25 protein-coding genes and 1 tRNA gene are annotated in these 20,192 nt (G+C 59.9%); 10 read left to right on the top strand and 16 right to left on the bottom strand.

Annotated elements, in window-relative coordinates:
* Window positions 1-70: 70 nt before the first annotated feature.
* Both AC0V6V_RS10260 and AC0V6V_RS10255 read right to left on the bottom strand, forming a co-directional pair.
* Window positions 71-2,242, bottom strand: a complete 2,172-nt coding sequence (locus AC0V6V_RS10260; RefSeq protein WP_486165281.1) for a TonB-dependent receptor — start codon at window positions 2,240-2,242, stop codon at window positions 71-73.
* 228 nt (window positions 2,243-2,470) lie between these two features.
* Window positions 2,471-2,545: transfer RNA gene (locus AC0V6V_RS10255), tRNA-Gly, on the bottom strand.
* A 262-nt stretch (window positions 2,546-2,807) separates the two neighbouring features.
* Between AC0V6V_RS10255 and AC0V6V_RS10250 the strand changes: the two genes are divergently transcribed.
* The gene (locus AC0V6V_RS10250; RefSeq protein ID WP_486166084.1) at window positions 2,808-3,734 is read left to right on the top strand and encodes a tetratricopeptide repeat protein; all 927 of its coding nucleotides are present in this window, start codon (window positions 2,808-2,810) and stop codon (window positions 3,732-3,734) included.
* A gap of 7 nt (window positions 3,735-3,741) precedes the next feature.
* Complete coding sequence (locus AC0V6V_RS10245) at window positions 3,742-4,350, top strand: LON peptidase substrate-binding domain-containing protein (RefSeq protein WP_486165280.1); 609 nt, start codon at window positions 3,742-3,744, stop codon at window positions 4,348-4,350.
* Window positions 4,351-4,397: 47 nt separating this feature from the next.
* On the opposite strand, the gene AC0V6V_RS10240 is transcribed toward AC0V6V_RS10245, so the two are convergent.
* On the bottom strand, window positions 4,398-5,480 hold the full coding sequence (locus tag AC0V6V_RS10240) for a serine hydrolase domain-containing protein (RefSeq protein ID WP_486165279.1): 1,083 nt from the start codon (window positions 5,478-5,480) through the stop codon (window positions 4,398-4,400).
* Between the two features lie 177 nt (window positions 5,481-5,657).
* On the opposite strand from AC0V6V_RS10240, the gene AC0V6V_RS10235 reads away from it, so the two are divergent.
* Entirely contained in the window at window positions 5,658-6,287 is a 630-nt protein-coding gene (locus AC0V6V_RS10235) for a TetR/AcrR family transcriptional regulator (RefSeq protein WP_486165278.1), read from the top strand.
* On the opposite strand, the gene AC0V6V_RS10230 is transcribed toward AC0V6V_RS10235, so the two are convergent.
* The 5 genes from AC0V6V_RS10230 to argB all read right to left on the bottom strand — a co-directional run bounded on the left by AC0V6V_RS10230 (window position 6,284) and on the right by argB (window position 10,044).
* On the bottom strand, window positions 6,284-6,922 hold the full coding sequence (locus AC0V6V_RS10230; protein WP_486165277.1) for a MarC family protein: 639 nt from the start codon (window positions 6,920-6,922) through the stop codon (window positions 6,284-6,286). The genes AC0V6V_RS10235 and AC0V6V_RS10230 overlap by 4 nt on opposite strands.
* Before the next feature lie 5 nt (window positions 6,923-6,927).
* Window positions 6,928-7,698, bottom strand: a complete 771-nt coding sequence (locus AC0V6V_RS10225; protein ID WP_486165276.1) for a hypothetical protein — start codon at window positions 7,696-7,698, stop codon at window positions 6,928-6,930.
* 116 nt (window positions 7,699-7,814) lie between these two features.
* Window positions 7,815-8,708 carry a bifunctional methylenetetrahydrofolate dehydrogenase/methenyltetrahydrofolate cyclohydrolase FolD gene (gene folD / locus AC0V6V_RS10220; protein WP_486165275.1) on the bottom strand — a complete coding sequence of 298 codons (894 nt, stop codon included), beginning with the start codon at window positions 8,706-8,708 and terminating at the stop codon, window positions 7,815-7,817.
* A 31-nt stretch (window positions 8,709-8,739) separates the two neighbouring features.
* Window positions 8,740-9,033 carry a YggT family protein gene (locus AC0V6V_RS10215; protein ID WP_472640829.1) on the bottom strand — a complete coding sequence of 98 codons (294 nt, stop codon included), beginning with the start codon at window positions 9,031-9,033 and terminating at the stop codon, window positions 8,740-8,742.
* Between the two features lie 108 nt (window positions 9,034-9,141).
* Window positions 9,142-10,044, bottom strand: coding sequence for an acetylglutamate kinase (gene argB / locus AC0V6V_RS10210; protein ID WP_486165274.1), 903 nt, complete (start codon window positions 10,042-10,044; stop codon window positions 9,142-9,144).
* A 249-nt stretch (window positions 10,045-10,293) separates the two neighbouring features.
* Here argB and AC0V6V_RS10205 point away from each other — a divergent pair, with 249 nt between their 5' ends.
* From AC0V6V_RS10205 to AC0V6V_RS10190, 4 genes are all read left to right on the top strand, one after another.
* On the top strand, window positions 10,294-10,626 hold the full coding sequence (locus AC0V6V_RS10205) for a BufA1 family periplasmic bufferin-type metallophore (RefSeq protein ID WP_486165273.1): 333 nt from the start codon (window positions 10,294-10,296) through the stop codon (window positions 10,624-10,626).
* 109 nt (window positions 10,627-10,735) lie between these two features.
* Window positions 10,736-11,263: a thermonuclease family protein gene (locus AC0V6V_RS10200; RefSeq protein WP_486165272.1), complete on the top strand. Its 528-nt coding sequence runs from the start codon at window positions 10,736-10,738 to the stop codon at window positions 11,261-11,263.
* A 100-nt stretch (window positions 11,264-11,363) separates the two neighbouring features.
* On the top strand, window positions 11,364-11,762 hold the full coding sequence (locus AC0V6V_RS10195; RefSeq protein WP_486165271.1) for a DUF4870 family protein: 399 nt from the start codon (window positions 11,364-11,366) through the stop codon (window positions 11,760-11,762).
* Window positions 11,763-11,897: 135 nt separating this feature from the next.
* Window positions 11,898-12,608 carry a hypothetical protein gene (locus AC0V6V_RS10190; protein WP_486165270.1) on the top strand — a complete coding sequence of 237 codons (711 nt, stop codon included), beginning with the start codon at window positions 11,898-11,900 and terminating at the stop codon, window positions 12,606-12,608.
* A 217-nt stretch (window positions 12,609-12,825) separates the two neighbouring features.
* Here AC0V6V_RS10190 and AC0V6V_RS10185 read toward each other — a convergent pair whose 3' ends face one another.
* Together AC0V6V_RS10185 and AC0V6V_RS10180 are read right to left on the bottom strand one after the other, a co-directional pair.
* Window positions 12,826-13,116 carry a hypothetical protein gene (locus AC0V6V_RS10185; RefSeq protein WP_486165269.1) on the bottom strand — a complete coding sequence of 97 codons (291 nt, stop codon included), beginning with the start codon at window positions 13,114-13,116 and terminating at the stop codon, window positions 12,826-12,828.
* A 136-nt stretch (window positions 13,117-13,252) separates the two neighbouring features.
* Entirely contained in the window at window positions 13,253-13,864 is a 612-nt protein-coding gene (locus AC0V6V_RS10180) for a DUF4440 domain-containing protein (protein WP_486165268.1), read from the bottom strand.
* A gap of 114 nt (window positions 13,865-13,978) precedes the next feature.
* Here AC0V6V_RS10180 and AC0V6V_RS10175 point away from each other — a divergent pair, with 114 nt between their 5' ends.
* Together AC0V6V_RS10175 and AC0V6V_RS10170 are read left to right on the top strand one after the other, a co-directional pair.
* A complete protein-coding gene (locus tag AC0V6V_RS10175) occupies window positions 13,979-14,554 on the top strand; it encodes a hypothetical protein (RefSeq protein WP_486165267.1) in 576 nt (191 codons plus the stop codon).
* A gap of 102 nt (window positions 14,555-14,656) precedes the next feature.
* Complete coding sequence (locus AC0V6V_RS10170) at window positions 14,657-15,010, top strand: endonuclease domain-containing protein (RefSeq protein WP_486165266.1); 354 nt, start codon at window positions 14,657-14,659, stop codon at window positions 15,008-15,010.
* Between the two features lie 209 nt (window positions 15,011-15,219).
* Here the strand turns inward: AC0V6V_RS10170 and AC0V6V_RS10165 are convergent, their stop codons facing one another.
* Window positions 15,220-15,945 carry a DUF3800 domain-containing protein gene (locus AC0V6V_RS10165; RefSeq protein ID WP_486165265.1) on the bottom strand — a complete coding sequence of 242 codons (726 nt, stop codon included), beginning with the start codon at window positions 15,943-15,945 and terminating at the stop codon, window positions 15,220-15,222.
* Window positions 15,946-15,948: 3 nt separating this feature from the next.
* Complete coding sequence (locus tag AC0V6V_RS10160; RefSeq protein ID WP_486137535.1) at window positions 15,949-16,998, bottom strand: ribonucleotide-diphosphate reductase subunit beta; 1,050 nt, start codon at window positions 16,996-16,998, stop codon at window positions 15,949-15,951.
* A 266-nt stretch (window positions 16,999-17,264) separates the two neighbouring features.
* Between AC0V6V_RS10160 and AC0V6V_RS10155 the strand changes: the two genes are divergently transcribed.
* A complete protein-coding gene (locus AC0V6V_RS10155) occupies window positions 17,265-18,713 on the top strand; it encodes a GGDEF domain-containing protein (protein ID WP_486165264.1) in 1,449 nt (482 codons plus the stop codon).
* Between the two features lie 23 nt (window positions 18,714-18,736).
* Here AC0V6V_RS10155 and AC0V6V_RS10150 read toward each other — a convergent pair whose 3' ends face one another.
* The 4 genes from AC0V6V_RS10150 to AC0V6V_RS10135 are packed head-to-tail and all read right to left on the bottom strand — an operon-like array spanning window position 18,737 to window position 19,799.
* A complete protein-coding gene (locus tag AC0V6V_RS10150) occupies window positions 18,737-19,027 on the bottom strand; it encodes a hypothetical protein (RefSeq protein ID WP_486137537.1) in 291 nt (96 codons plus the stop codon).
* Entirely contained in the window at window positions 19,024-19,209 is a 186-nt protein-coding gene (locus AC0V6V_RS10145) for a hypothetical protein (RefSeq protein WP_486165263.1), read from the bottom strand. The genes AC0V6V_RS10150 and AC0V6V_RS10145 overlap by 4 nt, the downstream gene beginning before the upstream one ends.
* Window positions 19,210-19,211: 2 nt before the next feature.
* The gene (locus tag AC0V6V_RS10140) at window positions 19,212-19,415 is read right to left on the bottom strand and encodes a hypothetical protein (protein ID WP_486165262.1); all 204 of its coding nucleotides are present in this window, start codon (window positions 19,413-19,415) and stop codon (window positions 19,212-19,214) included.
* A gap of 36 nt (window positions 19,416-19,451) precedes the next feature.
* Complete coding sequence (locus tag AC0V6V_RS10135) at window positions 19,452-19,799, bottom strand: PilZ domain-containing protein (RefSeq protein WP_486166321.1); 348 nt, start codon at window positions 19,797-19,799, stop codon at window positions 19,452-19,454.
* Window positions 19,800-20,192: the final 393 nt, after the last annotated feature.

The following is a 20,192-nucleotide window of genomic DNA, read 5'->3' as shown; positions in this document are numbered from 1 at the left end:
ACGCAAAAAGGGCAGACCTGGCATTCGCCGGGCCTGCCCTTTTTATTGCGTTCCCGCTTAAGCGGCGAAGTTAGAAGCTGAAGCGGACGTTCGCTTTCAGATTGCGTCCGGCGAGCGGCACGAAATCCTTCGTGAAGCTTGCATGGCGGCGGCCAACCACATCAAACAGATTGTCGACGCCGACCACCAGGGTCACGTTCTCACGGCTAGGCAGAGGGCGCCAAGCCACCGACAGGTTCACAAACGCAAACGCATCGGTTTCTGTTTCAAACGCGTCGACATCGTCTTGCTCGCCAAACCATTGCACTTCCGCACGCGCGTCAAATGCATCGGTTTGCAGCTCCAGCGCGCCGAGCAATTCGATCGGCGGAATACGCGGAACAGCGGTGCCGTCGTCAAGCTCTGCCTGAACGTAGGAACCGCGCAGGTCCGCCAGCAGTTCCATTCCGCCGTTTTTGAACAGCGGGAATTGAACCTCGCCCTCGATGCCGAAATAGTTCGCATCATCCTGAAGGAAGACGAACACAGGCAGCTCGTCCTCTTCTTCACCCGTACCGGACAGGAAGATGTAGTCGTCGAACCATTGGTTGTAGACCGCGAGGCTGAATTTTGCCGGGCCCACTTGGCCGCGTGCGAAGGCTTCGACACCCCATGCGCTTTCGGTTACCAGTGTGGTGTCGCCAATTTCAAATTGCTGGGTCGCAATGTGCGGGCCATTGGCGAACAATTCTTCCGCCGCCGGAGCGCGTTCGACGCGCGAGACGTTCACACCTGCGCGGAAGGCATCGTCAGCCTCGTAGACCAGACCCAGTGCACCTGAGAAATTGGTGAAATCACGCGAGACGCCCAGCTCCTGCGAGGAGACATCAGTGAATTCGGCGCGGCCAGCGGCCTCAACTTGGATCGGACCAGGGCCAAATTCCTGCAGCGCAAACAGAGCGAGCTGATCGGTAACATTAGGGGCGACAAAGGCCTCTTCACCAATCGCCTGGAAATCACGGTACGTGTATTGCAGGCCAATCGAGCCGCGCGACGGCCCGGTTTCGCTTTGCAAGAGTTCGACCCGCGCCTCAAGGCTTTCAGAATCGAATACGGTGCCGATTTCGTCGCCTTCAAATTCGGTGTGGGTATAATCGGAATAACCAAAGCGGATTTTCAGCCGCTCGAAGAAGCCATCGCCAAGATCGAGATCGGCCAGGAAGTCTGCGCGGAATTGCTCAAGGCCAATGGTGACGATTTCCTCACCCTCTTCCTCGCCCTCTTCTTCCTCTTCACCTTCTTCGCCGTGGGCGTGCTCCGTACCCGGGCGGCCGGGGACGCCGTAATCGGTGTCGTAAAAGCCGATCGAGGCGCCAAAGACGTTGTTGCCGGAAATGAAGCTGAGGCCAGCATTGGCCGTCCAGGTTTCGGTTGCGGAGTTCGGGATGACGCCGCGCGCTTCGGCTGCTTCGCGCAGTTCCGCTGCCTCTTCAACTTCACCCTCGGCCTCTTCTTCGTCAGCCAGTTCGAGGATTTGAGCGCGCAGTTCCGGCGCGATTTGGAAACCGCCAATCTCTAGATCATTGGTGTTGCGATAGCTGCCATCGACGTGGAACACGAAGCTGTTGCCGAGCGGCAGATCGAGCGACGCGCCAAGGTTGCGCAGATCGCTTGCAGTGTCTGCCGCCACAATCGCATCGAAATGCAACGCCTCGTCTGGCATCCGGCGCGGGATACGCTTGTCGATGACATTGACCGCGCCGCCGATTGCCTGGCTGCCGAACAACAGCACAGCTGGGCCGCGCAGAACTTCAATCCGCTCGGTTGTCAGCGGCTCAATCGTGGTCGCATGGTCAGCCGAGGTGTTGGAGACGTCGGCCGTACCGAGGCCATCAACCAAGACGCGTACGCGCTCACCTTGGAAGCCGCGCAGGACAGGGCGTGATGCGCCGGGAGAGAAGCTGGTGGCGGATACGCCGGGCAATTTGGCGAGGACTTCGCCGATCTGCCCGTTGAGGTTTTTCTGTATGTCTTCAATTTCAAGCACCGAAGTGCCAGCAAGCACGTCCAATTGCGCCAGACCGGCGGCGCTGACGATAATATTGCCTTCGGCATCGACCTGGCGATTGTGCAGATCATCGGCAAGGCGTTCTTCGGCCTGATCGCTTTCTGGCTCCGCCTGTGCCTGTGCAGCGGCGGGGGTTGTAATCAGCCCAAGCGAAAGAGCAGTGGCAAGCGCCAAATGAGAGGTTGTCGGTTTCATGATCGTCCCTGATCGAGAGTAGTTAGATGTGATAACGTATCACGCCCCTAGCAGAGGCGCTCACGCTTGCAAGCATCTTCTCTTGTGGTTCGACGAATCGCTGTGAATGACCGATGAGCGGCACCGTGACCCGCACTGCGCCCGGCACGAGGCGAGCACACAAGCGAATACGCCATGCCGATCACATGCAACTCCCCCGAGGGGGATACATTCGCAAATTGAAAGAAATGGAGCGGGCGAGGCGATTCGAACGCCCGACCCCAACCTTGGCAAGGTTGTGCTCTACCCCTGAGCTACGCCCGCTCACTGACGCTCTGCGTGGATGCGATAGATTCGCTATTCCTCGCCGGGGAGGTGGGCAGCTAGCAGCGAGCACGCAGGCCTGCAAGCCTAAAAGTCATTTGCCGCAAAAAGTCTCATGTTTTGGCAACTGATCGATTGCCAAACGTGCTCGCGCCAGCAAAACTCAGACCTTCACATTCCACCCCCCGCGCCCCACATTGCGTGATGTCACAGCAATTGCGCGCAAACGCGCGGCACAAACAGGAGCAAACCCTTGGCCAGCATGGGTCTCAATCTCGAAGAGCAAAAAGCGGTTGATCGGTTCCGCACCGAAGTGGTCGAGCCGTCACAGACGAAACTGGTGATCCTCGACTTTTGGGCGGAATGGTGCGGGCCGTGCAAGGCGCTGGCCCCGATGCTGGAAAAGGTCGCCGCTGAATACGCCGACAAGGGCGTGGTGCTGGCAAAGCTCAACGTCGATGAAGAGAAATTCATCGCCGGGCAGTTTCAGGTCAAGTCCATCCCAACCGTCTATGCGATGTTTCAGGGGCAGCCGGTTGCCGACCTGACCAGCGCACGCAGCGAATCGGAAATGAAGGCCGCGCTTGATCAACTGCTCTCGCAATTGCCGATCCAGGCGGGCGCGGCCGATGGAGAGCCGCAAGGCCCCTCGCCAGAAGAGATCGAGCAAGCCATCGGCATGGCTGAGCAATCGCTGATGGAAGGCGATGCCGACCGCGCAGCCGGCATGTTTGCTCAGATCACGGAATTTGCCCCCAACCATGGGATTGCGCATTCCGGCCTGGTCCGGGCGCTGATCCAATTGAGCAAGACCGAGGAAGCGGCCCAAGTTCTGGCCGCGATCGAAGAAAACGAGAACCTTGCCAAGGACCCGGCCATTGCCGCGGCAAGAAGCGCGCTAGAGCTTGCTGGCACGCAAGTGGACGACAGCGAGCTGGCCGGATTGCAAAGCGCCGCCAAGGCAGCCCCAGAGGATATGGATGCGCAGCTCGCCTATGCCGAGGCCGCCTTTGCCGGCGGAGAGCGCGACGCGGCGGCGGACACGCTGCTCGCTATGGTCACCGCAGACCGCGAGTGGAACGACGGCGCGGCGAAAGCGAAACTGCTGCAAATCTTTGAGGCCATTGGTCTCGAAGACGAGTGGGTCGTCACCACGCGCCGCCGCCTGTCAAAGATCCTGTTCGGCTAAGCCCAGCATGACCCGCCTCTCGATCTTCCCTCTGCCCGGCGCGATCCTGTTTCCGGGATTGCAATTGCCGCTGCACATCTTTGAGCCGCGCTATCGCTCGCTCGTGGGAGATGCCTTGGTGCGGGACCGCAAGATCGCTCTGATCCAGCCGCAGCGCTCCATCGACGGCGCGCCGCTTTACACGATCGGCTGTGTCGGGCGCATTGGCGAAGTCGAGGCGATGGAAGATGGCCGATACAACCTCATCCTTGAGGGCGAGGCGCGCTTTAAACTGATCCGCGAATTGGATGTCGCCACCGCCTTTCGCCAGGTCGAGGGCGAGCTGATCGAAGATGATGAGAACGACGTGCTGAGCGCGATTGAGCGCGCAGGCTTTGAACAAGAGGCGCGCCGGTTCGCGAGCGCACAGGGCTACAGCGTTGATTGGGATTCGGTCGAGCGGCTTGACGATTTTTCGCTCATCAACGGCGTTTCGCAAATCGCGCCGTTCGATCCCGCATCAAAGCAAGCATTGCTGGAGGCAGAGAACATCCACGCGCGCTGCGAATTGCTGATCCAGCTGATGCAGTTCTTTGGCCGCGGCGATGGCGGCGAGGAGATTATGACGCTGCAGTAGCGCGAGCTCTGACCTGGCCTTTCGGCGCGCACCGCGCCGACTGGCGGCTATTTCTCCTCCGGTACCGACAGGCTCTTTAGCAAAGCGGTGAGCGCCATAAACGCCCGGCGCTCGGCATTGCTCTTGTTGTAATTCTCGGTCTGCACAACCAGCACAGCGTCCATATTCGGCACGACGGCGACAATATTGCCGCCATTGCCCTTCATCATCCACGCCGCTTCAAATCCCCGCGACGAGCGCAGCGGTATCGCCCACCACAACCTGCCATAATAGACATGCTCGCCCAACTGATGGCGCGGGGTCAGCATGGATTTGATCCATTCGCGCGGGACAATCCGCTCGCCCTCCCAAACTCCCATGTTCAGCACCATCCGGCCGATTTTGAGTAAGGCGGTATCGCTGATCGTCAGCTGGCCGCCCGATTGCACCTCGCCGCTGCGCGAGCGCCGCCAGTCTGCGCCATCGATGCCCAGCGGATCAAACAACCGCCGCTGAACGTACAGGTCAAACCGCTCGCCCACCGCCTTCTCAACCACTTGGCCCAGCAGGAACACGCCCGCCGTGCAATAGGAGAATGGCCCGTCGCCGTCTGCATCACGAGTGTATTCGCGCGCGGGCAGGCCAAGCGCAAAATCGCGCCAGATGCGCGTGCGATACATTTTTTCTTCCTGACCCGGCGAACGGCGCTCCCAATCGTTGCAATCAAGCGCGGATGACATTGATAGCAGATCGCCAATGGTTATCGCGCCGTGCGGCCCTTCGCGCGGCGAACTGAGAAAGGGCCACACCTTCACATCAACCCCGGCGAGCTTTCCATCAGCAATCGCCGCGCCCACGGCGAGCGCCGTGATCGATTTACCAGCCGATTTGATATCAACCCGGTCGCCAACTTCGCCTTTGCCAAAGCGCTTGCGATAGACGGTTTCGCCGTGCTGCTCGGCAGACAGCGCCCGGATCTTGCCAAGGTCGCCGGCCTGAATCTGCGCCTCAACCTCCTCAAGGGTCAGCTGCGCCAAGGGTTCGCTGCGGGATTGAGCGGCGGCGAGCGAAGGCATCGAGCACGCCAGAGCCAGCGCGATTGGCCAGATGGGAGCGAGCCCCGCCCGCAAAGACTTTTCTAAATGAATCACGCACCCTCCTAGACAATTCCAAAAAAAGACTGACGGCGAGAGCATGAATATGAGCGGAATGAGAGGGAGTAGAAACGCAAGCAGGCGGCATTTGAACATGCCGCCCAACAGCTTCTGCAACCCCGCGTCGCAGCTCAAGGCTGGCGGCCCGCCATCAACCGAACTAAACGGTTACTTATGAACGTACAGGTCTTTGCCACGCGCGGTGAGCGCACCCGCGCCCACATCATCTCCGTTGCCGCCGGCCTGTTCTGGCGCCGCAACTTTCACGGTGTTGCCGTTGACGAGGTCGCCAGCGCTGCGGAGGTGAACAAGGCGACGATCTATCGCTATTTCGCCGATAAGCGTGACCTCGCTCTGGCGGTTGTCAAGCAGCATGGCGCCGCAACTCTAGATCGGGTTTTCCGGTTTAGCGCGGAGCACCATGCAGCGCCTCAGGCCAGGCTCGCGGCGATCTATCGCCATATTTATCAAGTCCATGCCGACACCTGCGATGAAGAAGGCGATGTACATGGCTGCCCGATTGTCGGTCTTGCGCTGGAACTTGGCCAAGACATGCCAGAGGTGCGCTTGGAAGCAGCGCGGGTATTTGACGCAATCGAGGCCCATATGTGCGAAATTGCAGCGGATGCGATCGCCTCCGGCCATGCAAAAGGCGATCCCAAGGCGCTCGGGCGCACGCTCGCCCAATTGCTTCACGGCGCATTTGCTTCGGCGCGCTTGGCATCAGAGCCGACACGTGTCCTCGACGCAGGCCGCGCATCGCTTGACCTAATTGGCTATCCTGAAACTGAAATTACCGATTAGACCGCTGGGCCGCTGATCGCAAAGGCGCCGCGCAGGCCGTCGATCACATATTGCGCAGCGAGCGCGGCAAGCAGCACACCGAGCAATCGAGTGATCACCGCCTCCACCTTATCGCCGAAGATGCGCATCAACGGACCGGCGGCAACCAGCGCAATCGCGGTAATTATCAGCACCAGACCAAGCGCAGCGAACACCTCAGCAGTTTCTTCAAACCCATCCGCCTCGTTCATCAGCAGCATGACCGCAGCAATCGCGCCCGGCCCGGCAAGCATCGGCATGGCCATCGGAAAGACAGAGACGTCCTTAACCTCAGCAGCGCTGACCTTATCGGCGCGTTCATTGCGGCGCTGTGTGCGCTTTTCGAACACCATCTCAAACGCAATCCAGAACAGCATCAGCCCGCCCGCAATCCGGAACGAATTGAGCTCAATATGCAAAGCGGAGAGCAAATCTTCGCCAAAGAAGGCAAAAATCACGAGAATAACCGCGGCAATTCCGCTCGCCCTCAGCGCCATATTACGCGCCTGAGCAGGGGTCGCGCCCTTGGTCAGGCCAGCGTAAATCGGTGCGCAGCCGGGCGGGTCGATCACCACGAACAGAGTGATAAAAGCAGAGACGAACAGTTCAGGCAGCATCGCTGCTATTCCTCTGTTTCAAGCGCCAGGTTGAACAACTCATCATAGGCCGTTTTCCAGCTGCCCTTGCTGAGATAATCAAGCACGAACCGCCGGCGCGTGTCGTCATAATGGACCCAGCGCCACCGCAAAGTGCCATCGCGCGACAGCTTACCGCCCTCGGTGTAGCCTTCGCCAATAGTGACGGGCGGCGGTGAGGGAATGGTTTCGCCGCGGCGCGAACAATCAGCCACATCGGCGCGAATGGTATCGAGCGCAGTCACCACAATATCGCCCTCTTGCGGCGCCTCACGCGGCGGCGGCTGAGGGTTGTCTGGGCCGAATACAAAATAGGAATAACGATAGTCGCTAACGCCCTGACGCTCCCACACGGCGGTGTAATTGCCGACAATGCCGTCTTTGTCGCGGAAGCGGCCCTGGCTAACGGCGGTCGCCCCATCGCAGCTCATCCAGACGCTGCGCGTGCCAAATTCCGGGGCTTCATTTGGGTCGTTGTTAAAGCCGCCAGCAGTGGCGACATCGACCACGCCTTCGCCCAAGTGGATCTGGCCGCCCAAAGTCGCAAATTGCCTTAGCGCCGTGCGCACGCCTTGCTCTTTACCGGTGCGGGAAAAGGCGACCTCAGTCGCAACAATGCGGCTTGGCTGAGCCTCACCCGGGACGCCGACCAGAACGCGGTTGATGACGTCGTTTGATGGGCCGCGCTGAGGGGCAGCGCAGGCTGACAGGGCGGCAAGGCTCGCCAGCACCAATGTGCGATTGAATGCGCAGATCATCAACTACTCCGTTTGTGCTGAGCCTGTCGAAGCACTGTTCTTATACTTACACCAATGCTCTTGTAGGAAGAGCAGCCCTTCGACAAGCTCAGGGCGAACGGGATCTTCAGACTATGCTAGAGCCCCTCTGGCACGGCGAGGTCCGCGTTGCGATGCGCGGCAACCAAGGTGTTGCGCAGCAGCACAGCAATCGTCATCGGACCAACCCCGCCGGGCACGGGCGTGATCGCGGCGGCGACTTCGCTGGCCTCGTCATAGGCGACATCGCCAACGAGCCGCCCCTTCTCTGCGCCGGGTTCTGGCGGCAGCCGGTTAATGCCTACATCAATCACAGTCGCGCCATCCTTTAGCCAGTCCTTGCCGATCATCTCTGGACGACCAACTGCGGCAACAACGATGTCCGCGCGCTTAACAACGGCCGCGAGATCCTTGGTCCGGCTGTGCGCGATGGTGACGGTGGCATTGGCATCCAGCAGCAGCTGAGCCATCGGTTTGCCCACGATGTTGGAGCGACCAATCACAACCGCTTCCAGACCGGAAAGATCGCCCAGCCGGTCCGTCAGCAGCATCATACAGCCCAGCGGCGTACATGGGACAAACCCCGATTGGCCGACCGAAAGACGCCCGGCATTGATCACGTGAAAGCCATCGACGTCCTTATCCGGGCTGATCGAGGCGATGATCGATTGTTCATCGAGATGGCTGGGCAGCGGCAGCTGAACCAAGATGCCATCGACCGCATCATCATTGTTGAGCTGATCCACCAGCGCGAGCAATTCCGCCTCGCTGGTGTCTGCGGGCAGACGGTGCTCAAAACTCTCCATATTGGCAGCGACGGTCGCCTTGCCTTTGGAGCGGACATAGACATTGCTCGCCGGATCCTCTCCCACCAGCACCACGGCGAGGCCCGGCTTTCGCCCGGCTGCCTCGGCAAATGCCGCCGCCGATGCGCCAACACGCTCGCGCAATTTGGCTGCAAAGGCTTTTCCGTCAATTCGTGTGGCGGTCATTCTGGCAGGCTTCCCATTGATTTACGTGAGGTCAGACGCTGTTGATCACGGCGCCCAGGATGATGAGGATGATTTGCAACGTGATGATCAGCACCAAGGGCGAGAAATCAATCGCTCCGGTTGCGGGCATGATGTTGCGGATTGGGCGCAGCACCGGGTCCAGCAGGCTGTTGATCGAATTGTAGAACGACATCAGAAACTGGTTGGATGGGCTCACCACGTTAAAGGCGAACAGCAGGCCAATCACAAATTGAATGATGATGAGCATGATCAGCGCGCTCGTGAGCAGCGAGACAATGTCGTAAACGGCGTATAATCCTTGCATCGTTTGGTCTTTTCATTGGTGGGTGGGGCAAATGCTGCACCACTCGGTTGAAGTCCCTAAGGCCGTATTACCCGACTAATACGCTTCATTCCAGCATTAACAGCGGTTTCACGCGCGCACCAGCGTGCCAGCGCCGCGTGCTGTGAAGAATTCGAGCAGCATTGCGTGCGCCACCCGGCCATCCAGCACAACCGCCGCTTCGCAGCCAGATTCGACCGCCGTTACGCAGGTCTCCAGCTTGGGCACCATGCCGCCTTTGATCACGCCGCTGTCGCGCAAGGTCCCGATTTGCGCCGGGTTGAGATCGGTCAAAAGTTCGCCGTCTGCATCGAGCACGCCCGCCACATCAGTGAGCAGAAACAGGCGCGCTGCCCCCAGCGCGGCTGCAATCGCCCCGGCCATCGTGTCGGCGTTGATATTATAGGTCGCGCCATCTTCACCCGCCGCGATGGGCGCGATCACCGGGATCATGCCAGCGGCAACCGCGGTATCGATCACGCTGGTGTCGACCTCCGCCGGTTCGCCTACAAAGCCGAGATCTACGACTTGTTCAATGTGGCTTTCCGGATCGCGCGTGGTCCGCTCTACCTTGCGTGCGCGCACCAGCCCGCCATCCTTGCCAGAGATGCCCAGCGCCTTGCCGCCCGCCTCTGCCAGCCAACCGACCAGCTGTTTGTTGATCGCGCCAGAGAGGACCATTTCTGCGACCTTTGCGGTCGCTTCATCGGTAACGCGCAGCCCATCAACAAAGGTGGTCTCAACGCCCAGCTTCTCCAGCATCTCGCCAATTTGCGGGCCGCCACCGTGCACCACGACCGGGTTAATCCCGACCGCCCTCAGCAGCACAATATCCTCAGCAAAGTCGCGCGCGGCCTGAGGGTTGCCCATCGCATGCCCGCCATATTTCACCACAAAAGTGCGCCCAGCATAACGCTGAAAATAGGGCAGTGCCTCGATCAAGACCTGCGCTTTGGCGATCTCTTGGGCTTGCGGCTCGCTGGATGCGGTCATGGATAGCGCTCTTCTTTGCTGAAACTTTGCGGGCGCGCCCGAGGCTGTGATGACCCGGACGCTGAGCGCAGCGCTTAGCGGCTAACTCGCTCGCTGGAAAGCGCTGTGCAGAGCTGCGCTCACGTCAAATTGCACGCGCAGACTTGCAATTGAATTGCATCGGCGCGTAACCTTTTCCTTGCGGACTGCGAACTGCTCAGTGGGCGGTGCGTGCATTACCACCGCCGATTGGATTTTTTGGAGGACATTATGATCACTACTCGCACTAAAGGCTCTTTCACTCTCGCGATCGCTGCAGGCCTTGCAGCAGCGTGTTCAGGCGGCGGCTCAGCCCCGGCTGAAGACGGCGCAGCAACCACCGAAGCAGAAGCTCTGGCAGCGGCCGGCGGCGGCGAGAAAGAGAAATGCTTCGGCGTTTCACTCGCTGGCAAGAACGACTGTGCAGCAGGCCCAGGCACAAGCTGTGCTGGCACCAGCACCGAAGACTATCAAGGCAACGCCTGGACCTATGTTGATGCTGGCACATGCGTCGACATCGAAACGCCAAACGGCAACGGTTCGCTGACCGAAATCACCGCCTAAGCTGGCGGACATCCGGGCGCTGACCCGGACCTGAAACGTGTAAGGGCCGCTGGGAGTAATCCTGAGCGGCCCTTTGCTTTGGCAAGTGGGAGACTGCTACACGCCCGCCATGTTCAAAGGACGAGCACGCAAACGGCGACGAAGCTGGTGGGCATCGGCGCGCGTGATTGTGCTGGCCGCCGTCGTCACCGCGCTGTGGTGGTTTGTGTATCGCCCGCTCACTGCGACAGACGAATGGATCGCGGTCGAGAACGACTACGGATTGTGCGGCGTTCGCAGCGACGGGGCCGTCCAAGGCTGCGTGATCGATGGCGATACGCTGGCCATCGGCTTTGGCGAGCAGGCCCGCCGCATCCGCTTCACCGGGTACGACGCACCGGAGCTGGACGGAACCTGCGAGGCGGAGCGAACCCGCGCCATCAAGGCTCGCGATTTCCTCCATGCTTGGCTCAGCGAGGGCGCGTTTGAGTGGAGCGGCGCGGACGAGCCGCCCTATGACCAATATGGCCGCGAGCTGCGCGAGGTGCGGCGCAAGCAATCCGGCAATCGCTATGAGTATTTGGCCGATACAATGATCGAACGCGATCTTGCCGCCGCATTGGGCTGGGGCACAACACCGCGTGATTGGTGCGAGTGAGCGCGAGGACGCGGCGCCGTGTTGTGGATGGGAGCAGTTGCACAACACGCACGTTACGTTACGTAGGAACACGTAAACGCATCTCATGGGGGATCATGCAATGAACGACACCAACACCAACAGCCCAGAGCCTAGCTCTGGCAATCGCCAACCTGCGCCGCACAACGGCGGCTTTGACGCCAACCGTCCGACTATCATCAGCCTGCTCTATCTCGCCAGCTTTGTGACCGGAATCACCGGCCTTGTTGGCATCGTTCTCGCCCATGTGTGGAAGGGCGAGGATCAGGAGCCATGGATGGCTTCGCACTACACCTATCTGATCCGCACGTTCTGGATTGGTTTCGCAGCCTCAATCGTCGCAGGTCTGCTGACCTTCGTGCTGATCGGCTTGCTGCTACTACCAGTTATCGCCGTCTGGGTTGGCGTGCGCAGCGTGATGAGCTTCCTCAAAGCGCAGAAGCAAGAGCCTATGCCAGACCCAGAGACGCTGGCGTTCTAAGGCTCGCTTCACAACCGCGCTGCTGGCAGCGCTTGACCCACGATCGGGGCCGGCCACGCGCTGGCCCCTTTTCGTTTGCGCATCGACTGGTGCTGAGCGGGTGGCGCGAGGCAGGCCGCGCTGATACCAAGCGGCATGATCACATCCCTCAGATTCGCCGCCACCGGCATCGCCGCCCTGGCGCTCACCGCCGTTTGCACCCAGCCAGCCGATGACTCCGCGTCGCCAGCGGCGGGCGCTGACACTCAGGCTGAGTTCTGGGCCGCGCTCTCCACCCACTGCGGCAAGGCCTATGCCGGCCAGCTCACCAGCGAGGACGAGGCGGATGCGGACTTCGTAGGCAAGGCCATGGTCATGCAGGTCCGCGAATGCAGCGACACGCGCATCGCCATCCCCTTTCACATCGAGACCGAGCCTGGCGTCTGGGACCGATCGCGCACCTGGCTGATCACCAAGACCGACACCGGCCTGCGCCTCAAGCATGACCACCGCCATGAGGACGGCGAGGAGGACGCCGTCACCATGTATGGCGGCGACACCGCGAATGCCGGCACCGCATCGCGTCAGGAGTTCCCCGTCGACGCAGAGAGCATCGCCCTGTTTGAACGCCCTGAGTTTGAGGGCGCCTATTGCGCCTCCATCGTCAACACGTGGAGCGTCGAGGCCGATCCAGCGGGCAGCGAGACGCCCACCTTCGCCTACACCCTCACCCGCCCGATCCGCATGGCGCGCGACAAGGGCGATGATGGCTCCTGCGAGGCCCGCTACATGGGCCGCACCTTCCGGGTTGAGTTCGACCTCGCCAATGAGGTGGAGGCACCGCCCGCAGCTTGGGGCCAAGTGTAGCTGCACGCCGCGCCCGCACTCAGCTCGTCGCTGCTGAGCCACGCTTGGAACGCCTGGAACACAGTCTTAGCGCTTAAATCCAATCGATCACAAAACGGCGTATTGATCGCTTTTTCCGATTGAAGTCGCGCGTGGTCCATCCGCGCCGTGTACCCGCGCAAGGCCGCTGTAGGAAAGCGATGCTGCCCGCGACCTGCGCGCCCATCACTTTACTGCGCTACTGATCTTCGCCGATTTCGTTGGTGTTGAGATTTTCCGGCTCTTCCAATTCGGCGGTGTTGGGCGTGTCGCCTTCGGGGGCGGCGCCTTCTACGCCGGGCACAGCCTCGACGATTTCTGCGCCGGTCACGGTGTCATCGGCGGCCATGGCGTCTTCGATACCCTGCATCTCACCGGTCTCCGCCTCGGCTGCGGTGTCCTCTGCCGCGCCGCTACACGCGGCCAGCGCGAGTGACGCACCGATGGCGGCGATCAGGGCGGGTGATTGTGACGTGGTTAGCTTTCGCATGGCGTTCTCCTATATGTCTCCCTTCACCAACAGGGCAGGCGGCATTGCGTTCCATGCGGCGCCCCAGAAGCCCGCTGGCGATAAGCGAGAAAGTCTGGGCGCTGCGGCACCACAGGAGCCGCCGGTGCCCCGGCCGTTACTCGCCCGCTGGTGGATATTGCGGCGCGGCGCCGTGATCGATGCTGAGGCTTTCGAGCAGGCGAAAGCGCCCCTCTGCCGCCATCCATTTCCACACATGGATATAGCGCGCGCCGCCAACCTGCACCCATGCTGGCCCGCCGGGATCATCCGCGCCATATGTGCCCGCTGGCCGGGTCCGTAGCTCCTGAAAAGTGTGAGAGCCCCGTTCGAGCACGCCCCAATCGCCCAGCTTGGTGATCTGGCGCACGCCGGGCACGGACAGGCGGCGGTTCATATATCCGGCGTTCTTACCGCCCGGCTGGCGCGCCGCGCATTGCTCTCGCACGATGCCGATAAAGCCTGCCCTGTCCGATGCGACCAGGCCGCCCAGATCGTGAAGCATTCGGAAATCGTCGGCCAGCAGCGGCTCCAACTGGTCCGCATCGCAACCCTCAAACGCGGCCCAGAACAGCGCACCATCATTGGCGATCACTTGCCTGCGCGCTTCGTCAATCGGCGGGATCGGAGCGGCGGTGGTCGCCGGCTGCGCAGCGGCGGCGGGGGCGAAAGTCGCCGCGCTTATGGGGGTAAGGGCCAGAGCGGCGGCCAAAACGCGGATGATGGTCATGTATAAAGACTCCCGAAGGTGTGTTATGAAGATAATACACGCGAATGAAGAGCAATCAAGGGGCGGTGTGCGCATTGCACTTGGATGGTTTTGCGATGGGTCTATGCTGGCCCTATGGCAAAGGTAACCGCATGCGATGTGCCAGAGGGCAGCCTGCTCGCCGAATTTGGCGGGCCGGATGATTACCGCGATTGCTATGCGCGCGCGGTGCCGGGGGAGGTGACGCTGGCGGCGTTTATTGAGCGGTTTTATTGCAGCATGGCGTTCCGGCCGGAGCGGCTGGCGCTGGGCCTGATCGGGCGCGGCGCGAGCAATGACGATGCGGCAAAGCTGGCGCGCGGCGAGGTACAGAAATTCGCAGCGTGGAATGTGGTGGAGCGTTGGGACGCTGATGCAGATGGCTTGGCCGCGGAGCACGGACCCGCAGGGTCCGCAAGGGCGACCGCCCGCCCGCAGGCCCGCGAGGGCCGAGGAGATCGCAGCGCGGATGCGCTGCGGAACACAAAAAACCCCCAAATCCTGCTGCGCGATTTTTCTGGCGCAACCGCGAGCTGGCTGTCGGTTCAGCCCGGCGAGGGCAGCACAGTTTTGATGTTTGGCAGCTGGCTAACACGGCACGACCGCCCGCTCGTCAAAGCGGCGATCCCGTTTCATGTGTGGTATTCGAAGGTGCTGCTGAGCGGGGCTTGATTTTTTCGTGCTGCGCAAGCGCATCCGCGAGGCTTGCAGTCGCTAACTCTAATTACTCCCCTCCCGCTTGCGGGAGGGGCTGGGGGTGGGCAAAAGAACACCATGCCCAATTGGCAACCTCGCAATACCAAACGCGCCCGTGCCTTGCGCAATGAAGCGACACCAGCAGAGCGCTCCTTATGGGAGCGCCTGTCGCGCCGTCAACTTGGCGTGAAGTTCAGTCGGCAAATGCCAGTTGGCCCCTATTTCGCGGATTTCCTCTGTCGCGAGTTGAAGCTCGTCATCGAGCTCGATGGGCATAGCCACGATGTCAGTCCACAGCGCGATGAGACCCGCGATCAGTGGATGGTCGCACAGGGATACAATGTCTTGCGATTTACCAATGCGGAGGTGCTTGAGAATAATGATGGGGTGGTGACGGCTGTCCGCGAGGAAATCGCGCGTGTTAAAGGGTGAGCGTTTTTGCTCGAGGACAGAGCCTTGCCGGAGCTAGACGTGCCTCGGGTGCGATCAGACCAAGCCTCGCCCACCCCTAACCCCTCCCGTAAACGGTAGGGGGACTGACTTACTCTAAGCTTCTCGGCCCTCTCGCTTCTTGAACGCCGAGGGTACAGTAAATTGTGCGCTTGATCGCTAGGTGCGCTTTGTGGCGGAGAACTCTACTCTTACTTGCGCCAAGACCACTCGGTTGGCCATTCCTTGTATTTATGTGGGCGCAAGAGAGAAGTCTCACTCCGCAAATGTTCCTTTAAGCGTTTACGCGGATAGTTCTCTTTTAAGGGGGAGTCATTTAGCTGAAGGCAGTACGTATAGATGTCAGCAAGCTGCAGCATCCGGCTGTGATGCGAAGGAATGAAATAGACCGAATCAATGATACGGTCTATTTCAATGCCGAAATGATACTCTGTTCCTTTGGAACGGTAGCGAGACAGGTTTGCTACCGACGCTTCGGAAAACGCGCCGTCCAAGTCACCAATCATGATCGACTGACAATCGAGCTCTCGAGAATCGCGCTGTATCTTTTCGACGAGATACATAAATGCGTCGTCCTCCCACCCATGCTTTCTAAGCATTCGAGCTGGATCAATCCTCACATAAAGCCGCCTAACTAGCTCATCATTTCCAACGACAGATGCAAGCTTCTCTAAACATTCAACCCTCTTCGCGGTGTCGGACCATTCGCGAAATTGATGCTTGCGGTGAAAAATGTCCTTTGCATGGAACTCAGTTTCTCGTGAGAGGACCTTAGTGCCAAAGTACGTTTCAGCCAGCGAGCTTATCTGCTCTTCCACTTCATGGACGCGATCAGCATCAATAGAAATGGCGCCCAACCAATAATATGGTTGGACGCCATCTTGAACCTTGCATTCGTCAAAATAGACTAGACGCAAACCCTACTCCGCCGCTTCGGTTTCTCCGAACATATCCGGGCCGTCGCTGTCCGCGGCCACTTCGTTTGCGGCGTTGGCTTTCTGGCGGTTGTCGAAGCTGGACCATACGGTGTTCCAGTCGCCCTTGGTCGCGCCTTTTGAATATTCGGTCGCGCGGGTTTCAAAGAAGTTTGCGTGCTCAACGCCGTTCAGCAGCGGGCTGAGCCATGGCAGTGGGTGCTCGTCGATCATGTAGATCGGCTGGAGGCCCAGCTGGCCCAGGCGCCAATCGGCGATGTAGCGGATGTACTTCTTGATTTCCTTCGCGCTCATCCCGTTAACCGGGCCCATTTCAAACGCGAGGTCGATGAACGCATCTTCGAGGCGCACGGTCTTTTGGCAGACATCGACGATGTCTTCCTTCACCGCCTTGGTCAGGCAGTCGCGTTCCTCCACGAAGGTGTGGAACATCTTGATGATGCCTTCGCAGTGCAGCGATTCGTCGCGCACGGACCAGCTGACGATTTGCCCCATGCCCTTCATCTTGTTGAAGCGCGGGAAGTTCATCAGCATCGCGAAGCTCGCGAACAATTGCAGCCCTTCGGTAAAGCCGCCGAACATGGCGAGCGTGCGGGCGATATCCTCGTCGGTGTCGACGGTGAATTGCTGCATGTAATCGTGCTTGTCGGCCATTTCCTCATATTCGAGGAAGGCGGAATATTCGCTTTCCGGCATGCCGATCGTGTCGAGCAGGTGGCTGTACGCCGCGATGTGCACCGTCTCCATATTGGAGAACGCGGTGAGCATCATCTTGATCTCGGTCGGCTTGAACACCCGGCCATATTTGTCGTGATAGCAATCCTGCACTTCGACGTCGGCCTGAGTGAAGAATCGGAAGATTTGCGTGAGCAGATTGCGCTCGTGCTCGGTGATCTTTTGCGCCCAATCGCGGCAATCCTCACCCAGCGGCACTTCCTCTGGCATCCAGTGGATCTGCTGCTGACGTTTCCAAAAGTCGTAAGCCCACGGATATTCGAACGGCTTGTAGGTCTTACGGGCTTCGAGCAACGACATGTGGTGTTCCTTAGATTGGTGTTCTTTGGCTCTTATAGGGAATCAAACTACGAAAACGAAGGCAAGGATGGACTCAACGCCGGGGATAAACCGTGCAAAATGTGAGTCGAACCGTGTGAGCACGTAAGGGCTAGCCCGCGCTCTTGCAGACCATGCAACGGCCCCGCGCGCGTCTGGTGCAAGTGTCATCCTCTGCGCGCACCAAGGGCATAGCATATGATGCGATCCTAACCCAGAATTAAGCACCTCTTGCTAGGCGCGCGGTAATGGGAGTTCTGCAACAATTTTTTCCAGCGCATGACGCGCTGGCGCAAGCGTCACGCGAGGTTGATGGCTCGGATGCGAGCGGCCGCGTGAATGCGGCGCCTGCCCGCGTGCCTGATCTGGCACCGGACCTGACGCCGCAAGCGCTCTCAACCGCGCCATTTGCGCCCACCCAACAGGCCGGCGATGCGCAGGCTGAGGGCGCGCAAACCAGCGGGCCGCACCTCGATTCTGCCGCGCTCGACACGGTCATCCGCAATCGCGCTGCGAAACATGCCTGGCCACTGGCGATCCGCCAGAATTATGTGCGCGAGACCAGGGCCCGGCAAAAATCGGATCACCAGTTTCTGCTAGTGCTGGGCTTTCTGGTCACGCTCCTCACGATTGTTTTGGACTTTATGATGCACCCCGAAGTGGCCGCGACGGGCGCATGGCTGAGGGCGTTTACGATCCTGCCGATCACCGTGCTCGGCCTGGTGGCGGGGGCGCGCGGATGGCACCGCGTTATGTCAGTTTGCCTGGGCGCAGCACCGGTGGCTTTCGCCGTGATCATGGCCTATTTGGGCCTGCAAATGTCAGCGGAAAACACCGCCCGTTTTCTAACCACGACGGCGCTGATTGTTGGCATTGCCAATGTTATCCTGCCGTTTTCGATGCGCCAGCTTTTGGCCTTCAACGCCGCCTTTATCATCGGCACGTTCGGCACCGTGATCCTGACCGCACAGTATAGTTATCTTGCCTACCTCGACTATCTTGCGCTGCTGTGCGTGGTGACCGCGTCGACCGTGCCGCTGGCATACCGGTTCGAGCGGCTGCGCCAGCACAATTTCCTCCTCCATTTGCGCGCCTCGGCGACCTCGCGAGAGCTGACCGTAGCGAACCGCGCCCTGCGCGAACTGTCAGAGCGAGACCCGCTCACCGGATTGGCCAACCGCCGCCATTTTGAACAAGCCTTTGCCAAGAAGGTTGCACTGGCAGCCAAGGGCGATGATGCCGGCGCCATGCTGTCACGCGGGCGAACCGCGGTGATGATGATCGATCTGGACAGCTTCAAATTGTTCAACGACACCAATGGACATCAGGCGGGCGATCAATGCCTGATACTGGTCGCCCGCGCATTGCAGCGCGTGTTCAGCGACAGCGAAGGGATCGTCGCGCGCTATGGCGGGGAGGAATTTGTCGCCGCCATCTGTGAACGCACACCCGGCGATGCCGCGCGCCTGGCCGAGGACGTTCGCGAGGCAGTGGCGACGATGAAACTGCCCACCAATGTGAACAGCGCATCGCGCATAACGGCATCTGTGGGCGTTGCTCTGGCACCCGCCAAGGCGGCCTTGCCGCGCGAAGATCTGATCGAAATGGCGGATGCCGCGCTCTACAATGCGAAGCGCGGCGGCCGGGACCGGGTCGAAGTGGTCGAGGTGGAAAAGCCGCTGCGCCTCAGCGCTTGAGGCCTGCGCGCACAGCGGCGCGCTTAGCCGGAGCTGCGGCTTTTTGATCCAAAGAAGCTTCCCCCGCCCAGCACCGTAATGCCGAGGAAAAAGCCAAAGTCATACCACGCGCCCTTATTGGGCACGGCGTAGACGGCAATCTCTGGATTGAAGAGCGACCCAATCCAGGCCCATGGGAAGACGAACCCATGCCAAAGTCCCCATAGGAAACCCGGCGTGCCTTCCTCGGCCGCGACCCCGGCATCAATCTGGCTGGCGCAGGCCGACAGCAGCACAATCAATCCGGCGGCGGTGATGATGCGCAGCGGGCTCATGACATCGTCGCCACAATCGCAACCCACAAGAACGGTAGGAAGACGAGGCCCATCACAATATGCAAACGCCCAGCATTGGCGGCGTGGCCGGACTGATCGCCGCGGCTGCTGCGCCAACCATTGAAGATAAAAGCGAGCGCAAAAATCGTCCCGGCTATTCCAATCAAGATCTGGGGTTGCATCACTAAAACACCTCGATTGCGCCGATATCCGGCAAGAGGAATTTCAAGATAACATAGGCCAGCAACGGAAGCGATGCTGAGGCGAGCATCATCAGATTGGCGGCGTTATTGCCCACCAGTCCGCGCGCGCGCATGAAGATAAAGATCGGAACTTCGGTGATCGCGATGAACAGCAGAATTCCAGGCAGCACAATATCTAGGGTCATGTATGCCTCGCATGGATTAAGAGCGTCGGGCGGCGCTTAGACAAAACGTCGGGCCGATCCGCCCCTGCTTTCATCACTGTATGCTTTTGCCGCTGCATTCCAATCCGCCGCCGCCAGCGCGGTAAAGACCCGGTCCGGCAAAGGCCGGCTAAAAGCCAAGCCCGCATTGCCGCCGATCTGCCAGGCGACCTCGGCCAGATGCGGACCCGTGCCCGCGATGTACAGGCGGACATATTCGCCAAGATTGAGCCGCCCGTGCCGGTCGTGGATCATACAGCCGCCAGCGGACAAATCCTCCAGATCAACGTCCCACTGCATCCCGCGCGATGTGCGGTATGACCCAGTGGCGTTGAGCGGGACACGTGTAGATTGCCGAGTTTTCATAGCGTTAGACATTCAACCATGACTTTGACGCAAAGAAAAGCCCCTATACGCAATTGCATGAGGGGAAGGAAGAATGCGATGCGGAGATCGCAGCGCTAATGGCCTATCACTGGGCAAAAGGACCACGAAAAAGCCCCCGAAAGCATGGCGCTCGCGGGGGCTCTCTCAAAGTGCTAACTTGTTAAGACTTTTTCGTCCTATCAGGCCTTTGGGTCAGGGCCGATGCCGATAGGGACTTAATCTCATTTTTAGTCAGAGAGCCTGGAGCTTTCAGGCCCTTGCTCGCGATTTTTCCGATTTTCGTACTCGTCTTCTCATTCTTTGCCACAGGTCAAAGTCCTCTGTTGATAGGGGCATTGACCTTTGTGCTGACATCGAAGAATGTGAGCTTGA

The organism is Erythrobacter sp. S249, assembly GCF_057364975.1.
The sequence above is the reverse complement of the archived record's forward strand: the minus strand, read 5'-3'. Positions and strand labels throughout refer to the sequence as shown.

What these genes read in the sequence shown, in the direction of transcription:
- AC0V6V_RS10260 (WP_486165281.1), bottom strand. Translation starts at nt 2,242, where the DNA reads ATGAAACCGACAACCTCTCATTTGGCGCTTGCCACTGCTCTTTCGCTT.
- AC0V6V_RS10250 (WP_486166084.1), top strand. Translation starts at nt 2,808, where the DNA reads ATGGGTCTCAATCTCGAAGAGCAAAAAGCGGTTGATCGGTTCCGCACC.
- AC0V6V_RS10245 (WP_486165280.1), top strand. Translation starts at nt 3,742, where the DNA reads ATGACCCGCCTCTCGATCTTCCCTCTGCCCGGCGCGATCCTGTTTCCG.
- AC0V6V_RS10235 (WP_486165278.1), top strand. Translation starts at nt 5,658, where the DNA reads ATGAACGTACAGGTCTTTGCCACGCGCGGTGAGCGCACCCGCGCCCAC.
- AC0V6V_RS10230 (WP_486165277.1), bottom strand. Translation starts at nt 6,922, where the DNA reads ATGCTGCCTGAACTGTTCGTCTCTGCTTTTATCACTCTGTTCGTGGTG.
- AC0V6V_RS10225 (WP_486165276.1), bottom strand. Translation starts at nt 7,698, where the DNA reads ATGATCTGCGCATTCAATCGCACATTGGTGCTGGCGAGCCTTGCCGCC.
- folD (WP_486165275.1), bottom strand. Translation starts at nt 8,708, where the DNA reads ATGACCGCCACACGAATTGACGGAAAAGCCTTTGCAGCCAAATTGCGC.
- AC0V6V_RS10215 (WP_472640829.1), bottom strand. Translation starts at nt 9,033, where the DNA reads ATGCAAGGATTATACGCCGTTTACGACATTGTCTCGCTGCTCACGAGC.
- argB (WP_486165274.1), bottom strand. Translation starts at nt 10,044, where the DNA reads ATGACCGCATCCAGCGAGCCGCAAGCCCAAGAGATCGCCAAAGCGCAG.
- AC0V6V_RS10205 (WP_486165273.1), top strand. Translation starts at nt 10,294, where the DNA reads ATGATCACTACTCGCACTAAAGGCTCTTTCACTCTCGCGATCGCTGCA.
- AC0V6V_RS10200 (WP_486165272.1), top strand. Translation starts at nt 10,736, where the DNA reads ATGTTCAAAGGACGAGCACGCAAACGGCGACGAAGCTGGTGGGCATCG.
- AC0V6V_RS10195 (WP_486165271.1), top strand. Translation starts at nt 11,364, where the DNA reads ATGAACGACACCAACACCAACAGCCCAGAGCCTAGCTCTGGCAATCGC.
- AC0V6V_RS10190 (WP_486165270.1), top strand. Translation starts at nt 11,898, where the DNA reads ATGATCACATCCCTCAGATTCGCCGCCACCGGCATCGCCGCCCTGGCG.
- AC0V6V_RS10185 (WP_486165269.1), bottom strand. Translation starts at nt 13,116, where the DNA reads ATGCGAAAGCTAACCACGTCACAATCACCCGCCCTGATCGCCGCCATC.
- AC0V6V_RS10180 (WP_486165268.1), bottom strand. Translation starts at nt 13,864, where the DNA reads ATGACCATCATCCGCGTTTTGGCCGCCGCTCTGGCCCTTACCCCCATA.
- AC0V6V_RS10175 (WP_486165267.1), top strand. Translation starts at nt 13,979, where the DNA reads ATGGCAAAGGTAACCGCATGCGATGTGCCAGAGGGCAGCCTGCTCGCC.
- AC0V6V_RS10170 (WP_486165266.1), top strand. Translation starts at nt 14,657, where the DNA reads ATGCCCAATTGGCAACCTCGCAATACCAAACGCGCCCGTGCCTTGCGC.
- AC0V6V_RS10160 (WP_486137535.1), bottom strand. Translation starts at nt 16,998, where the DNA reads ATGTCGTTGCTCGAAGCCCGTAAGACCTACAAGCCGTTCGAATATCCG.
- AC0V6V_RS10155 (WP_486165264.1), top strand. Translation starts at nt 17,265, where the DNA reads ATGGGAGTTCTGCAACAATTTTTTCCAGCGCATGACGCGCTGGCGCAA.
- AC0V6V_RS10150 (WP_486137537.1), bottom strand. Translation starts at nt 19,027, where the DNA reads ATGAGCCCGCTGCGCATCATCACCGCCGCCGGATTGATTGTGCTGCTG.
- AC0V6V_RS10145 (WP_486165263.1), bottom strand. Translation starts at nt 19,209, where the DNA reads ATGCAACCCCAGATCTTGATTGGAATAGCCGGGACGATTTTTGCGCTC.
- AC0V6V_RS10140 (WP_486165262.1), bottom strand. Translation starts at nt 19,415, where the DNA reads ATGACCCTAGATATTGTGCTGCCTGGAATTCTGCTGTTCATCGCGATC.
- AC0V6V_RS10135 (WP_486166321.1), bottom strand. Translation starts at nt 19,799, where the DNA reads ATGAAAACTCGGCAATCTACACGTGTCCCGCTCAACGCCACTGGGTCA.